Consider the following 15,299-nt stretch of genomic DNA (forward strand, 5'->3'; position numbering starts at 1 on the left):
TTCCACCTGAGAAACAGGAATCCTCGATGCAACCGAGCGAAGAACCGACGATTCAGCAGTTATTCGATCTCACTGGCAAAACCATTTTGATTTCTGGTGCCAGCGGTTATCTTGGAGGCGCGATGGCCCGGGGCCTGGCGGAAGCCGGGGCCCGGCTGGTGGTCAGCAGTCGCAGTCAGGAACGTGCGGTCCAGACGGCGGCAGAACTTCCGGACCCACGACAGGTGGGACATCTGGGGGTGGCGCTGGATCATATGGACGCCGATTCAATTGACGCAGGTTTTGCAGCAGCCCTGGAGGCAGCAGGCCAGATCGATGTGCTGGTGAATAACGGCAATGACCCGGTGGGGGAAGACTGGCGGAATGTGACTGCGGAAGCGTTTAACCGTCACCTGCAGAATGCGACCGGCTATTTTCTGCTGGCACGCAAGCTGCGTGATCACCTCGTCGCGCGCGAAGCCCGGGGGAGCGTGATCATGATCGGTTCGATGTATGGCGTGGTCGGTTCCTATCCTGAAGCGTATGACGGGATCTGCGCCGCCAGTCCGGTAGCCTATCATACGATGAAGGGGGGGCTGATTCATCAGACACGGCATCTGTCGGTCTACTGGGCCAAAGATGGTGTGCGGGTCAACTGTCTGAGCCCGGGGCCGTTTCCTTCTGAGAAAGCCCCCGCGGGGCTGGCAGAACGACTGAGTAAGCACAGTCCGATGGGACGTATGGGATCGCCGTCCGAGTTGAAAGGGGCTGTGGTCTTCCTGGCGAGTGAGGCGAGCAGCTACATCACCGGTCAGAACCTGCTGGTTGATGGTGGCTGGACGGCCTGGTAAGCGGAAAACAGACTCGATCTGATCGTGTTTTCTGGTACAATAGCTGATTCTACTGAACTGGAATCAGCTGAGTCTGAATAACGCGCTTTGATTGTACACCGCCGGACGATCTATGGGTTTAGAGATTCTTAATGCAACGGGAGGCCTGGGACTGTTCCTGCTGGGGATGGTCGTCCTGACCAGCGGCCTGAAGGAACTGGCGGGCGATACGATCCGCCGGATGATCGCTAAGTTCACGAAGAACCTGCCGAGTGGGATCGCTACCGGAGCGATAGTGACCGGGATATTACAGTCTTCCAGTGCCACCACAGTGACCGCGGTCGGATTTGCGAGTGCCGGTCTGCTGTCGTTATCACAGTCGCTGGGCATAGTGTTTGGTGCCAATCTGGGGACCACGGTGACCGGTTGGATTGTGGCAGTCTTCGGATTCAAAATGAAGCTGGGCGAGGTGGCGTTTCCCCTGATCCTGGTCGGGACGCTGATGCATCTGTTTGCCCGGAGGCGGATTGCGGCGGCGGGGCTGGCACTGGCCGGTTTCGGTTTGATCTTTGTGGGGATCGACAGTCTGCAGGCGGGCATGGCCGGTCTGACAGATACGGTCACGCCGAAATCATTTCCTTCAGATACCTGGCTGGGGCGAATTTTTCTGGTATTTATTGGCATCGGCATTACCCTGGTCACCCAGTCATCCAGTGCCGGGGTGGCGATGGCGATTACCGCCGTGCATACCGGCACGATTTCTCTGACACAGGGCGTGGCGATGGTGATCGGCTTTGATGTGGGAACGACGGTGACCGCGTTGATGGCGACGCTGGGGGGCTCGGTCTCTGCGAAACGGACTGCGTATGCACATGTGTTTTTCAATGTGTCGACGGCCTGTGTCGCTTATTTTCTGGTACCAGCTTACATGTGGTTCTGGCAGGACATCCTGGATCTGGGGGACCGATTTCCGCCGGAGATCGGGCTGGTGACATTTCACAGTCTGTTCAATATCGTCGGAATCCTGATGCTGGTCCCGTTTTCCAGACAGATTATCCGTTTCATCTGCTGGTTGGCACCGGAAGACGTTAACGACCATACGGAGCGCCTGGAAGAATCGTTCATTCAGACACCAAATGTGGCGATTGAAGCAGCACGATCCACTCTGTCCGAAGTCTTTCTGGATGTGCTGCATCTGTTCCATGGCCTGTTTGCCGATGATGTCGACCGGGCCGAGATTCCGACTGTGATGGAAGAGTCGCACGAGGCCTTGACGGTCACTGAAGATTATTTGCGGCGGATCAATGTTTCCAAAGCGGACCCGGAGACCCTCCGCTGTTACCAGGAAGTCGTGCTGGCGCTGGATCACATTCGGCGGTTGACCAGACGTTTTAAGGAGATCGAGCGTCTGGATGCGGCGGGCGATATCAAAGATCTGCGTCAGATCGTGCAGAGTTTGACGGGACTGTTCCGTGATACCCAATCTGCATTTCGGGACCGTCAGAAACTGATGGACGAGCAACCGCTGGAGGCATGCGCACGGGAACTGGACCAGAATCAGGAATCGATTCGTCGCCGGTTTACCGATGCTGCTTCGCGATCCGGCGATGATTTTGAATATGTTCTGAACCAATTGGACTCGTATCGCTGGCTGAGTCGGATCAGCTATCATCTGTGGCGGGTTGTGCATCATCTGCAGAGTGCCCGGATGATTGATGGTGAGGCTCAAACAGCGCCAGTCGAAGTGATTGAGACAGCAGCAACCGGCACGCAGGAGTGACAGGGAGCAGGTGAGACATGTTGTTTCTGGAGATTCCGTTTCAATCTGACTGGTATGCGCAGGCGTGTGTACTGCGGAACCAGCTGCTGCGTCTGCCGCTGGGACTCGACCTGCAGACGGAGGATCTGTCGCCCGAGTCGGAATATCTGCATTTCGGAATTGAGCAGGAGGGACAAATCGTAGCTTACGTGCTGGCGGTACCTATGTCAGACGAGCGGGCCAAGTTGCGGCAGATGGCGGTTGCCACTGCATATCAGGGGCAGGGGCTCGGTCGACGACTCCTGGAACTGGTGGAAGCGTCCCTGAAGCAGAAAGGCATCCAGATGCTGGAACTGGATGCGCGGAAGGAAGCGGTCGGCTTTTATGAGAAACTGGGTTATGCCGTCGAGGGAGACGAATTCATCTCGGTGACGATTCCGCATCAGCGGATGACGAAAGCAATCGTTGCTGACTGAAGCGATCGCTCAGCCGAGCAGCTCTTTGATCACGGCACCCCCGGTCTGGCTGAGGACTTTGAACCGGCCTTCGTGGAAGTAGGTCAGCTGGTTGTCGTCGAGCCCCATGATGTGTTCGAGTGTGACATGCAGATTGCGAATCGGGTTGACGACTTCGACGGCATGGTCGCCGATTTCGTCGGTGGCACCGATACGATGACCGGCTTTGACGCCGCCCCCCGCCATCCACATGGCCATGCCTTTGGCGTTATGGTCGCGGCCGGCGGCCTGTCTGCCGCTGCGGATGCCGTTGTCGGGGGAGCGGCCGAATTCCCCAGTCCAGACGACGAGCGTTTCATCCAGCAGCCCGCGTGCTTTGAGGTCTTTCAGTAATGCCGCGATGGGCTGGTCGACAGCGTGCATACGGGCCTTGTGCGAGCGTTCCAGGAAATCGTGCGAATCCCAGCCAGCGGCGTAGATCTGCACGAAACGCACGCCAGCTTCCACCAGTTTGCGAGCCAGCAGACAGCGGCGACCGAAACTGTCGGTCTCTTTCTGCCCCAGTCCATACATGTCCTGTGTCTGCTGGGTTTCTGTTTCGAGGTTGATGATATCGGGAACCTGGGTCTGCATCCGGAACGCGAGTTCGTATGATTCCATGCGGGCCGCGAGAACTTCTTCGTGTGGATGCCGCTGCTGGTCCTGCTGATTCAGCTTTGCCAGCAGATCGAGATTTTTACGCTGGGTCGCGCGGGTGACATTCGGGGGCGGATTCAGGTCGAGAATGGGTGAACCGGTCGAACGGAGTGCGGTCCCCTGGAAGTAGGCGGGCAGAAACCCGTTGGACCAGTTGGCAGCGCCTCCCTGCGGGTAGGCCACTTCGGGGAGGACGATGAACGCGGGCAGGTTCTGATTTTCGGTGCCCAGCCCGTAGGTCATCCAGGAGCCGATCGCGGGATCGCCGCCGAAGCGGTTGCCGGTATTCATGTGGTAACAGGCGGTCGGGTGGTTGATCGATTCCGCCTGCAAGCCGTGATAGACGCAGAGGTCATCGGCGACTTCGGAGAGGTGCGAGAAATGTTCGCAGAGCGAAATGCCCGATTCGCCCGCCTGGCGGTGTTGGAACGGGCTTTTAATGTAATAACGTTTGCCGCTGGCCATCGCGGAGACCTGTTTGTCTTCGCGGACGAATTCCTTGAGGTGGAGTTTTTCCAGAGCCGGTTTGGGATCGAAGGTGTCGATATGGCTGGGGCCGCCTTCCATAAACAGAAAGATGCAGGCTTTGGCGCGCGGTTTCAGATGCGGATCGCGGGGGGCGAGTGGCGGGCCGGTAATCAGATTGTGCGGCTTGGGTTTTGACTTTTCTTCGGCCTGCAGCAGCGCATTGAATGCGACGGTGCCCAGGCTGGCGCCCATGCCATAGAGAAAATCGCGTCGTTGTAATCGGTGCATGTTTCTGTTACCGCAGATAAATGAATTCGTTGGAGTTCATCAGGACCAGGCAGAGTTCGGCCAGCGCCCGGGTTTCGGCGTCGACGTCCCAGGGTTTGAGGTCCTGAATGTAGTTTTCGGTCAGATCCAGTTTTTCGGTCCAGGTAAAGGACTCGCCTGTGAGTTCTTCGATCATCGACCGCTTGACCTCCCGGGGCAGGGGGATCTTTCGCGGGGGATGCACGGCGTGATAGTCTGTCATTTCTTTGACATGTGTGAGCGCCAGTTTCAGCTCTGACTCAGTGGGCGTCCGGAGGGTAACCTGCTGGAAGATTTGTGATACAGCGTCAGGAAGCGTCTGGTCTTTCTGTCTGATGAGATGAGCCAGTGCCAGCGCCCGGTCGTGGGTAAACTGACCATTAAACAGGGCGAAGACCTGCGGGGTGACGGTCGTTTCATCACGGCGTTCGCAGGAGATTTCACTGCCGGGACGATTGAAGACATCGAGCATCGGATCGGAGAGGGTCCGATAGCGGAAGGCATACAGGGTGCGCCGATTGCGCTGTTCCGGTTTGGGCATTGGCTGATACGCGGGAGCGACCGAACCCATGATGTGCCGGGGCTGGAGGGCGACCTCCCAGTTAATTTCCGGGAAGACGCCCGGGCCACCCATTTCAGGATTGAGTTCGTTGGTGATCGCCAGCAGGGAGTCGCGAATCTGTTCGGCGGTCAACCGGCGGGTGGGGAAGTGAGAGAGTAACTGGTTGCTGGGATCAAGCGTCCGCACCTGTTCTGCATCCACGGGAGTACTGCTCTGCTGGTAGGTCTGAGAGGTCATGATCAGATGGTGTAATTGTTTGATCGACCAGCCATGATCCATGAACCAGGTGGCCAGCCAGTCGAGTAATTCGGGGTGCGAGGGTTTGGCTCCCTTTTGACCGAAGTTGTTGGGCGTGGCCACCAGACCGGTGCCGAAATGCTGTTGCCAGATCCGGTTGACGATGACGCGGGCGGTGAGCGTGTTGTTCGAACTGGCGATCCAGCGGGCCAGGGCCAGCCGCCGGCCATCGGCTGTGTGGGGAATGGTATTCCAGGCGTTGGGGTTCTGGCGATCATTGGAACCGGCCATGGCGCTGAGCACACCGGGAGTGACTTTGTCTGTGGGGGCTGTGATTGCACCGCCGGCGAGAATGAAGATCTCTTCGACGTTGCCCTGTCGCTGTTTGGGGCCGGGGATCAGGTTGACCGCTTTGGTGGAGCGGAAGTTGTTGGACGGGCCGTTATAGACGCTGAAGCAGTAGGGTTCGTAGCGTTTGAGTTCCCGCTCGAAGTAGTCGATGCGTTTGTTGTTGATTTTGAGCAGGCTCTTTTCGAGTTCGGTCAGGCCGAACCAGCGGAGCGGCGGCCGTTTGTCAGCGGCAACCTGTTTGAGGTTTTTATAGCCGTTCTCTTTCAGCCAGGCAGCAATCGCGGCGTCGGTCTTTTCTTTGAATTTCTGCTGCTGGGCTTTGGTCTCAGCGAGCAGTTTTTCCGTGCGGGCTTTCATGTGGTCGAAGCCGGAGATGTTTTCATAAGACTGATAGGCGACTTTGCGGTCGGCGAACTGCACGGGGGCGAAAACCGCCTGGATGCGATAATAGTCACGGGTGGGGACCGGATCGAATTTGTGATCGTGACATTTGGCACAGCGGAAACTGTGCGCCAGGAAGCTGACGCCCACACTCTGTGTGATGTCGTCCAGAAACAGCTGGCGGGTGACTGCGGCGACACTCATGCCGGTATGTTCCCAGGGGCCGCTCCGCAGGAATCCCGTGGCAATCAACATTTCAGGATCGGCGGGATCCAGTTCATCGCCGGCAAGCTGCTCGATAATGAAGCGGTTATAAGGTTTGTCGGCATTGAAGCTGCGTACCAGGTAATCGCGGTAGCGCCAGGCATTGGGGCGTTCGTAGTCGTTGGCAAAACCACTGGTGTCCGCGTAGCGGACGATGTCGATCCACATCTGGGTCATCTGTTCGCCGTACTGGGGGCTTTCCAGCAGATGCTTGACCTTCTGCGACCAGGCCTCGGGGGATTTCTGTTTCTCGAAGGAATGGATCTCGCCCAGCGACGGAGGAAGTCCGGTCAGGTCGTAGCAGGCCCGGCGGATCAGTGTTTTACGGTCGGCAGGTGGGGAAGGGGTGAGCCGCTTTTCCTGGAGTTTGCGTTGAATGAAGGCGTCGATCGGATGCCGCTTTGTTGCGGGTGTCTGCGCGAGGGCCTGCCAGGGAATGTCCGGTCGTCGGATCGGCTGGTAGGCCCAGACATCTTCCGGTTCGTAGGTGCGGTTGGTCCAGGTCGGGGACTGTCCGCCCGAAGTGGACATGACGATTTCCTGCGCGGCATTGGCGCTGTTGGTTGTCGGGGGAGCCAGATTCCGGTCGGTCCAGACCGCGCCGTCGGCGATCCATTGCTTGATGATCTCGATTTCCGCGTCGTTCAGGCGATTGCGTTCCTGGGGCGGCATCTGGATGCTGTCGTCTTTCCAGGTGACGGCTTTCCAGAACGGGCTCTGTTCCGGTTTGCCGACGATGACTGCGGGTTCTTCCGACTCGCCCCCTTTGATCAGCGCTGCGCGGGTGAGCATGTTGTACTCCCCCTTGATGTCATCGGGGGTTGCGCCATGACAGCCCAGGCATTTCTGCTCGAACAGCGGACGGACCTTTTGAATGAAGAAGGTTTCCTGCGGGGTCAGCTGCGCATCGTCCGCCCGGGCAGAACTGCTTAACAGACCGTCGGCCAGGCACAACAAGATCCCCAGAGAAACAGACAAGGAGAGCGCACGCATGAATGAGGTTCTTTCAGGTTCGGGTTCTGAAACAGAATCAGGAAGCACTGTCAGTAGTCTATACAGGTTAATTCGTGGGCGGAGAGAAATCAATTTCTGTTGGTTGATAGATTCAGTTTGAACAGACAAAGTTACACCCTGTTTCTCTTAACAAAGTTACGAATTTGGGTGGGAAGGCGCACAGGCATCCGGTAGGATAGCGGAAGTGAAGTTTCCCGGCTGGGCAATGGCCAGCCGTGTCTATCTGAATCAGAGGAAAAGGAAAACCATGAATATCCGGCTAAAGAAGTCGCTGCTGATTTTGTGTGGAGTTGCTGTATTGAGTCTGTTAAATCAGGCCACACTCCCGGCTCAGAACAAAGTGAAAAAACTGGCGAAAGAGCAGTTAGAGGTCAAACCAGAGGCGGTTACTGACGGAGCGATCGTCGAGATTTCCCCTGAGGATGAACTGCATCCGGGATATACTTCGCTGTTCAATGGAGAGGACCTGACCGGCTGGAAAGTTCCAGAAGGGGACAATGGTCACTGGAAAGTGGTCGATGGCGTGATCGATTATGACGCGCAGAGCGAAGCCAAAGGCGAGAAGCATCTCTGGTCGGAAAAAGAATATGGCGATTTCATCCTGAGTATGGAATGGCGGATTAAAGAGACGACCGGATTATATAAAGTGCCGATCGTACTGGCAGACGGTTCCGAACTGAAAGATGCGAGCGGCAAAGTGATTACCGTTGAACTGCCGAACGCGGATTCGGGTATCTATCTGCGGGGAACTTCCAAGGCCCAGGTGAATATCTGGTGCTGGCCGATCGGTTCCGGGGAAGTTTACTCTTATCGCCGCAACCAGTCGGTTTCACCCGAAGTCCGGGCAGGTGTGACTCCCAAAGTGAACGCCGACAATCCGGTCGGGGAATGGAACAAGTTCATCATTATCATGGTCAAGGATCGTTTGACCGTCATTCTGAATAACAAAATGGTGCTGGAGAATGCTCAACTGCCCGAGGTACCTGAGAAAGGTCCGATTGCACTGCAGCATCATGGCGGAAAGTTGAAAGACGGCACTTTCAGTCCGGCCAGCAGTCTGATGCAGTTCCGCAATATCTATATCAAGGAACTTGATTAGCTTCACATTGATTCTGCTTTATGGATCATTTAGGATTGAACCCGTCGGCTGTTTCGCTCCGGTAAACAGTGCAGGCGGGTTTTTTCTTTGATCCAGCGCAGGTGATACAACAATGACGCAGACGCTCCGCACTTCCTGGCTGTGCCTGACAGGGTGTTTCTTTCTCTGGCTGCCCCTGAATCTTTCCGCCCAGGAGCAGAAGGACCCCTTCCGCGAATTCATTCGGCCGACCGAACCGTTGACGCCCCAAGTGGAGCGGGAAAGTTTCACCGTGCCTGACGGTTTCGAAGTTCAACTGGTGGCCTCGGAACCGGAAATTCAGAAGCCACTCAACATGGCCTTTGATGTGCGGGGCCGGCTGTGGGTGACCGATTCCACCGAATATCCTTATCCCGTCAAACAAGGAGAGCGGGGCAAGGATACGATCAAAATTCTGGAAGATACTGATGGCGACGGCCGAGCGGACAAGGTGACGACGTTCGCGGAAGGGCTCAATATTCCCATCGGCCTGTACCCCTACAAAAATGGCGTGATCGCATTCAGTATCCCGGATATTTCGTTTTATGAAGACACCGATGGCGACAACAAGGCGGATCGGGTGACGAAGCTGTTTGGGCCGATGGGCTTTGAGCGAGATACGCACGGCATGAATAATTCGTTCCGCCGGGGCTTTGACGGCTGGCTGTATGCGAATCACGGTTTTAACAACCAGACGCGGGTCAGCGGCAGCGATGGACACACGATCGAAATGCAGTCCGGTAATACGTATCGAATGCGGCTGGACGGTTCTCGGATTGAACAGTTTTCACACGGGCAGGTGAACCCCTTCGGTTCTACGTTTGATGAGCAGGGGAATCTGTTTACCGCGGACTGTCATTCCAAGCCCATCTACCAGATTCTGCGGGGAGGCTATTATCCGAGCTTCGGAAAGCCGCACGACGGGCTTGGCTTCGTTAAACCAATGATGGATCATCTGCATGGCTCGACAGCGATTGCCGGAGTCGCAGTTGTTTCGGGAGATCAGTTTCCGGCTGAATATCAGGGGAACTTCCTGAGTGGCAATGTGATGACCAGTCGGGTGAACCGCAATGCGCCCGTTTATCACGGTTCCACGATCATTGCGCAGGAACAGCCCGATTTTCTCTCGACTACCGATCCCTGGTTTCGTCCTGTGGATATTCAACTTGGACCGGATGGGGCGTTGTATGTGGCTGACTTTTACAACAAAATTATCGGCCATTATGAAGTGCCGCTGGATCATCCGGGGCGGGACCGCCATCGGGGACGGATCTGGCGAATCGTTGCGACAGGCAAGAAACATCCGCACGTGGATTATACTCAGTTGAGTATTCCCGAACTGATCGAACAGCTGGGATCCAGCAATCTTACCACGCGGATGTTGATTACCGATTATCTGACGGACCAGTTTGGAGACGAGGTGATCGCGCCATTGCAGAAAGCTGTCGTAGATGCCCGGCAGCCGACGATCGTTGTGCATGCGTTATGGATTCTGTTCCGCCGTGGTGCCCTGACTGATGATCTGCTGAACCAGGGACTGAGTAGTGAGTCTGACCTGGTACGGATTCATGCAGCGAAGATCCTGGCTGAAAAGTCGGAGTGGCAGGAGCAGCAGCGTTTGCAGGCAGTGAAGGCGTTAGAGGATACGAACGCCTTCGTTCAGCGGGCGGCTGCGGAAGGACTGGGTTTACACCCGGATCTGAAAAACCTGCCGCCGCTGTTTGCGCTCAAAGCGCGCGTGCCGGCAGAAGACAATCATCTGGATTACGTTGTACGACGGGCGCTGATGCTGCAGATTCGAGAGCCGGCTCTGCTGGCGAAACTGGACTGGAGCGAGTTGAACCCGTCACAGCGTAAAATGCTGGCAGAACTGTCGCTCGCGGTGCCAACCGAACAGGCGGCCCTGTATCTGGTTAAGTATCTGCAAGAAGAACCGGCAACTTCCGCTGATCTGCCCGCTTATTTTCGGCACATCGTTCGTTATTTACCGGCTGGGAAACTGTCGGAGCTGATTCAACTGGCCCGCACAAAACTGGCCGGTCAACTTGATCTGCAGGTGGAAATTATTAAAGCCGTGCTGCAGGGGTATCAACAGAAGGGACTGGCCTTTGATCCCGCGTTAAAGGACTGGGGAGCGACTCTGGCAGCGCAGTTGCTGGATTCAGTCAAAGCACAGTCACTGCAATGGGTGAATGTACCTCTGCCGGGAGGGAAGGCAGACAACCCCTGGGTAACGCAGCAGCGGGCGTCTGTGGATGGAGTCAAAGCTGCTCCCTTTTTCTGCAGTCTGCCTGCGGGAGAACGGACGACGGGGCGACTGATCTCAAGCGATTTCAAAATTCCCGCCAAACTTGAGTTTTATATCGCCGGGCATGCCGGGTTTCTGAAGCAGCCCAACAATGGTTTGAACTATGTGCAACTCCGCCGGTCTGCTGATCAGAGTGTAGTCAAACGTGCTTCTGCACCCAGGAATGATCTGGCGCAAAAGATCAGCTGGGATTTGAGTGAGGTGGCTGGCGAAACTGGTTACCTGGAAATTGTGGACGGAGACACCGGGCGAGCCTATGCCTGGCTGGCCGTCGGGCGTTTTGAACCGGCGGTGGTCTCGGTGCCTCGTACCAGTCTGACCCAACAGGTGCAGCGTCTGTCAGCGGCTGCGTTGCTGGCACAACGCTTTCGATTGCAGGAGCAGCGGGAGCCGTTGATTTCCTGGTTATCACAGGACCGACTGGATTCTGACTTGCGAAATGATCTGGCACTGGCAGTTATAGCAATCGATGGAACCAGAGAGTTCCAGCCGTTGTTTCCGTTGCCAGCCGAACGTGTTCCGTCGACGACTTCGTTCCAAGACACTGTAATTCAGGCGGTTGTTGAGAAAAACGTTGCACAGCAGGAGCCCCTGTTAAAGCAGGCATTCAAGAGCTATCCGAGCCGACTGCAGACCAGGCTGGCGGAAGCACTCTGTCAGCAGGCAGGCGGGAGCGAAACATTGATCTCTCTGGCGGAAAAAGGGATCGCAGCACCGCGACTCCTGGCCGGACCAACCATCCGGAATCAGATCGAACAGTCTGGCAGTCCCGAACTCAAACAGCGGCTGCAGAAGCTGATCAGCAGGTTACCTCCCCGGGGTAAGGAGACTCAGGAACAGATCGCCACACATCTCAAATCGCACGGCAGCTTCAAGCTGTCTGCGGAAAACGGGAAAGCGGTCTTTGAAAAGAACTGTGCGGTCTGTCATCAGTTGAACGGGAAAGGGGCTCTGGTGGGGCCACAACTGGATGGGGTCGGCAATCGTGGATTGGAGCGGCTGCTGGAAGACGTGCTCGATCCGAATCGTGCGGTCGATCTCAATTTCCGCACAACCACCGTGATTACGGATGCCGGCCGCGTCTTTTCGGGACTCAAGCGACGGGAAGAGGGGGCGATTGTGGTCTTCGTGGATAATAAAGGGAAAGAGTTTCAGATCGCCAAAGAGGAGATCGAGGAACAGAAACAGTCGCCTCTGTCATTAATGCCCGCGAATCTACTTGAGATCCTCACCCCCCAGCAACTGCATGACCTGCTGGCCTACCTGTTGCAGAGTACAAAGAAAACAACTGCGCAGCACTGATGCTGTTTCTGTCACACTATTATTGTTTCATTCATTTTTCATAAAGCGTTTTCAATTATGAACTGGAAATTCCTGACTCTATTCTTATGGCTGGCGGGAGCCGGACTGGTCTCAGCCGATGAGGCAACTCTGATTACATCGAAACTCGTGCATCTGCGGCACTCGGGGGAACGAGAGTGGGCGACCTTCCCGGAAGCCACACCCCGATCGGAACTGTCGGTGCAGTTCGAGGCGAAAGCGAACGAGGGGGAAGCAACTCTGCAGCTGCGTCAGCAGGATATCAAGCAGGGTTGGAATGTCGAGTTGAACGGCAAAGTGCTGGGCAAACTGGTGCGGGATGAGAATGATCAGCAGCTGCTGTTGCCAGTTCCCGCGGGACTGGTGAAAGCGGGTAAAAACCAGTTACGGGTTTTTCAGTCGGGGAAGCTGATTCCTGATGATATTCGCGTCGGGGAAATCGTGCTGTTTCCGGAACCGCGACAGAAGGTTCTCTCTGAGGCGACCGTCTCGGTAAGTGTCGTGGAAGGGACCAGTGAAAAGCCGGTCCCCTGTCGGATTACGATTGTCGATCAGGCGGGAACACTGGTGGTGACGTCAGCAGAGTCGAACTCGACACAGGCGGTGCGGACCGGGGTGATCTACACCAGCAGCGGAAAGAGTGAATTCCAGCTGCCGGCGGGTACCTATACGATTTACGCCGGTCGCGGATTTGAATACGGCGTGGCGGAGAAAAAAATCAGCATCAAGGCGGGCGATAAAAAACAGGTGCCGCTCAAGATCAACCGCGAAGTCGATACCAGTGGCTATGTCAGTTGTGACACGCACATCCATACTTTTACGCATTCCGGTCATGGCGACTGTTCGATGGAAGAACGGATGATGACGCTGGCGGGGGAGCAGATCGAGTTTCCCATCGCCACCGATCACAACAAGCAGATCAACTACGATCCGCTGGCCCGCAAGCTGCACGTTCGAAAATACTTTACGCCGGTGATTGGCAATGAAGTCACGACGAAACTGGGGCACTTCAATGTCTTTCCCGTGCAGGAAGGGGGACCAATTCCCGATTATAAGCTGATGAGCTGGGAGGGGATTTTCAAGAGCATCTTTGGCACGCCGAACGTGAAAGCGGTGATCCTGAACCATGCCCGCGACATTCATTCGAACTACCGTCCTTTTGGCCCGAAGAACCATATCGGGCTGACAGGCGAAAACCTCAAAGGCTGGAAGCTACGGGCCAATGCGATGGAAATCATCAATTCGGGAGCGACGCAAACCGATGTTCTGCAGCTGTACCGAGACTGGTTCGGCGAATTGAACCGGGAGGTGATGCTGACCCCCGTGGGTTGCAGCGATTCGCACGATGTGAGCCGATACATTGTGGGTCAGGGACGGACTTATATTCAGGCGGACGATCAGGATCCGGGAAAAATTGATGTGCCGCAGACGATTCAGAATTTCGTGGACGGCAAAGTGCTGTTGTCATACGGCCTGTTCACACGGATCAAGGTCAATGGTCAATATGGACCGGGAGAACTGGTGCCCGCTACGAAACAGCTGGATGTGACGCTGACGGTCTCTGGTCCTGCCTGGGTCAAGGCGGAGCGGATCGACCTGTATGCGAACGGCGAGTTAATCCGCAGCGAAGAGATTAACTCAAAGCCAGGCGGGGGTGTGAAATGGCAGGGGACCTGGAAACTGGAGCCGCGGTCGCAGGACTGTCACCTGGTGGCGATCGCGACGGGCCCCGGTGTGTCTGCCCCTTACTGGCCGATGGCACAGCCGTATCAGCCGGAGTCATCGGAATACAAGTCTCAGGTGGTCGGTTCGACCGGCGCAGTCTGGATCGACGCAGATGGTGACGGCCAGCGCACGCCGGCAGTTAAGTATGCAGAACGACTGGTCGAAGAGCAGGGGGATGAGTTGCCGGAATTGCTCAAAAGCCTGGCGAAGTATGATCGGGCGGTGATTCTTCAGGCCGCGGGTTTGTTGCGGCAGCGTGGGGTTACTCCTTTTGACCCGCAATTGACGAAAGCACTTAAACAGGCTGCGGAACCGGTGCAGTTGGGGTTTGCCTTGTACGGGGCTGCCTGGCGGAAGAGTCAGATCGCACAAGCTGCAGATTAGCGTTTGTCTGATCTCAGGGCTGCCAGTGGCGTGCGGACAAAAAAGACGCCGGGCCCATCCGGTTGTTTTGGATCGAGATCGTAAAAGAGCGTGCCCAGTGTCTGGTCGTCGATCTGAACCGTGCGGGGCCAGCCGCGACCTTTGATGGGGCGCCCCGGATTATAAATGATGACCGAGTTCGCGGTGTCCCAGGTCTTACCCTCGTCATGTGAGAGCGTGAGCTCGTAAGCCCACTCGTCATCGCGACCGACGCCATACAGGATCGATGTGAGCACGACGTCACCCGATTTCAGGACGTTCAGGTCGTAGCCGGCGACACCGAAATAGGGGAGGTTGTTGAGGGCCTGCCAGGTTTGTCCCTGATCGGTCGAGCGAAGCCCGTAAGCCATATTGCCCGGCTTGCCCACCGGCACGGGGGCCTCGCTTTGTGGTGCACCGCTGATGATGGTGCCTGTGGCGGTTCTGACCAGGGGGACCATACCATGGTTTCGTCCATCGCCGAAGGGGGTGACAGAATTGGAGGTCCGGTCGTAGATCACAGTGCGATCGTAAAACGGACAGACCCAGCGGTCGTTCTCGAGTTCCAGGATGGGATGACGAAGACAGGTATAGTTCGAGTAGTCATCGAGGGGGATTTCCGTAACGGGGGACCAGCTGACGCCATGATCGTGCGACGTACAGAACTGAGGTACCCGCCAGCGGCGTTTGCCTTTGATGCGATAGCAGGACCAGTGCAGAACGATTTCGCCACTGCGGAGAGTGGTCAGCGAACCGGGATAGATGGAGCAGTCTTTGATGACGGGAATCGGCTGGCTGGTGGTCCAGGTCTTCCCGCCATCAGTTGAGCGGGAGAGGAGCAGTTCTTTACCGCCTCCGCCGTTTTCGTTATAGACGGCGAGCAGGTCCCCGTTGGCGGCGCGGCACAGAGCCGGGTGAATGTGTCCCCCTTTAACAGAGCCGACGCGGAGGGGAGCGGAGGGAGCCGTTTTTTCCGCCCTTGCGGTCGAGCAGCAGAGTGACAACAGGAGCAGATAGAGACTCAAAACAGGGATCAAAGAGTGTTGAACCATTCGAATCGGGCCTCCCAAATCTGGCTGAGGAAATCTCAAAAAAGTCGATTGCACTACGATCCTGTTTACCCGC

General features: G+C 56.4%; 9 protein-coding genes. 6 read left to right on the forward strand and 3 right to left on the reverse strand.

From position 1 onward, the window contains the following. The first annotated feature begins 26 nt into the window (after positions 1–26). From Enr10x_RS06690 to Enr10x_RS06700, 3 genes are all read left to right on the forward strand, one after another. Positions 27–830 (forward strand): SDR family NAD(P)-dependent oxidoreductase, encoded by an 804-nt coding sequence (locus tag Enr10x_RS06690; RefSeq protein WP_145448501.1) that lies wholly within the window; start codon positions 27–29, stop codon positions 828–830. 112 nt (positions 831–942) lie between these two features. Continuing rightward, positions 943–2,589, forward strand: coding sequence for a Na/Pi cotransporter family protein (locus Enr10x_RS06695; RefSeq protein ID WP_145105309.1), 1,647 nt, complete (start codon positions 943–945; stop codon positions 2,587–2,589). 17 nt (positions 2,590–2,606) lie between these two features. Further along, the gene (locus Enr10x_RS06700) at positions 2,607–3,044 is read left to right on the forward strand and encodes a GNAT family N-acetyltransferase (RefSeq protein ID WP_145105311.1); all 438 of its coding nucleotides are present in this window, start codon (positions 2,607–2,609) and stop codon (positions 3,042–3,044) included. A 9-nt stretch (positions 3,045–3,053) separates the two neighbouring features. Here Enr10x_RS06700 and Enr10x_RS06705 read toward each other — a convergent pair whose 3' ends face one another. Beyond that, the gene (locus Enr10x_RS06705; protein WP_145105314.1) at positions 3,054–4,475 is read right to left on the reverse strand and encodes a DUF1501 domain-containing protein; all 1,422 of its coding nucleotides are present in this window, start codon (positions 4,473–4,475) and stop codon (positions 3,054–3,056) included. Positions 4,476–4,482: 7 nt separating this feature from the next. Then, the gene (locus Enr10x_RS06710; RefSeq protein WP_145448502.1) at positions 4,483–7,281 is read right to left on the reverse strand and encodes a DUF1553 domain-containing protein; all 2,799 of its coding nucleotides are present in this window, start codon (positions 7,279–7,281) and stop codon (positions 4,483–4,485) included. A gap of 268 nt (positions 7,282–7,549) precedes the next feature. Between Enr10x_RS06710 and Enr10x_RS06715 the strand changes: the two genes are divergently transcribed. The 3 genes from Enr10x_RS06715 to Enr10x_RS06725 all read left to right on the forward strand — a co-directional run bounded on the left by Enr10x_RS06715 (position 7,550) and on the right by Enr10x_RS06725 (position 14,156). Beyond that, entirely contained in the window at positions 7,550–8,401 is an 852-nt protein-coding gene (locus Enr10x_RS06715) for a 3-keto-disaccharide hydrolase (protein ID WP_197996421.1), read from the forward strand. A 112-nt stretch (positions 8,402–8,513) separates the two neighbouring features. Beyond that, the gene (locus Enr10x_RS06720; RefSeq protein WP_145105320.1) at positions 8,514–12,029 is read left to right on the forward strand and encodes a PVC-type heme-binding CxxCH protein; all 3,516 of its coding nucleotides are present in this window, start codon (positions 8,514–8,516) and stop codon (positions 12,027–12,029) included. A gap of 57 nt (positions 12,030–12,086) precedes the next feature. Beyond that, on the forward strand, positions 12,087–14,156 hold the full coding sequence (locus Enr10x_RS06725) for a CehA/McbA family metallohydrolase (RefSeq protein ID WP_145448503.1): 2,070 nt from the start codon (positions 12,087–12,089) through the stop codon (positions 14,154–14,156). On the opposite strand, the gene Enr10x_RS06730 is transcribed toward Enr10x_RS06725, so the two are convergent. Further along, positions 14,153–15,226 (reverse strand): sialidase family protein, encoded by a 1,074-nt coding sequence (locus Enr10x_RS06730; RefSeq protein WP_145448504.1) that lies wholly within the window; start codon positions 15,224–15,226, stop codon positions 14,153–14,155. The genes Enr10x_RS06725 and Enr10x_RS06730 overlap by 4 nt on opposite strands. Between the last annotated feature and the right edge of the window lie 73 nt (positions 15,227–15,299).

It is taken from the genome of Gimesia panareensis (genome assembly GCF_007748155.1).
GTDB classification, from domain to species: domain Bacteria; phylum Planctomycetota; class Planctomycetia; order Planctomycetales; family Planctomycetaceae; genus Gimesia; species Gimesia panareensis.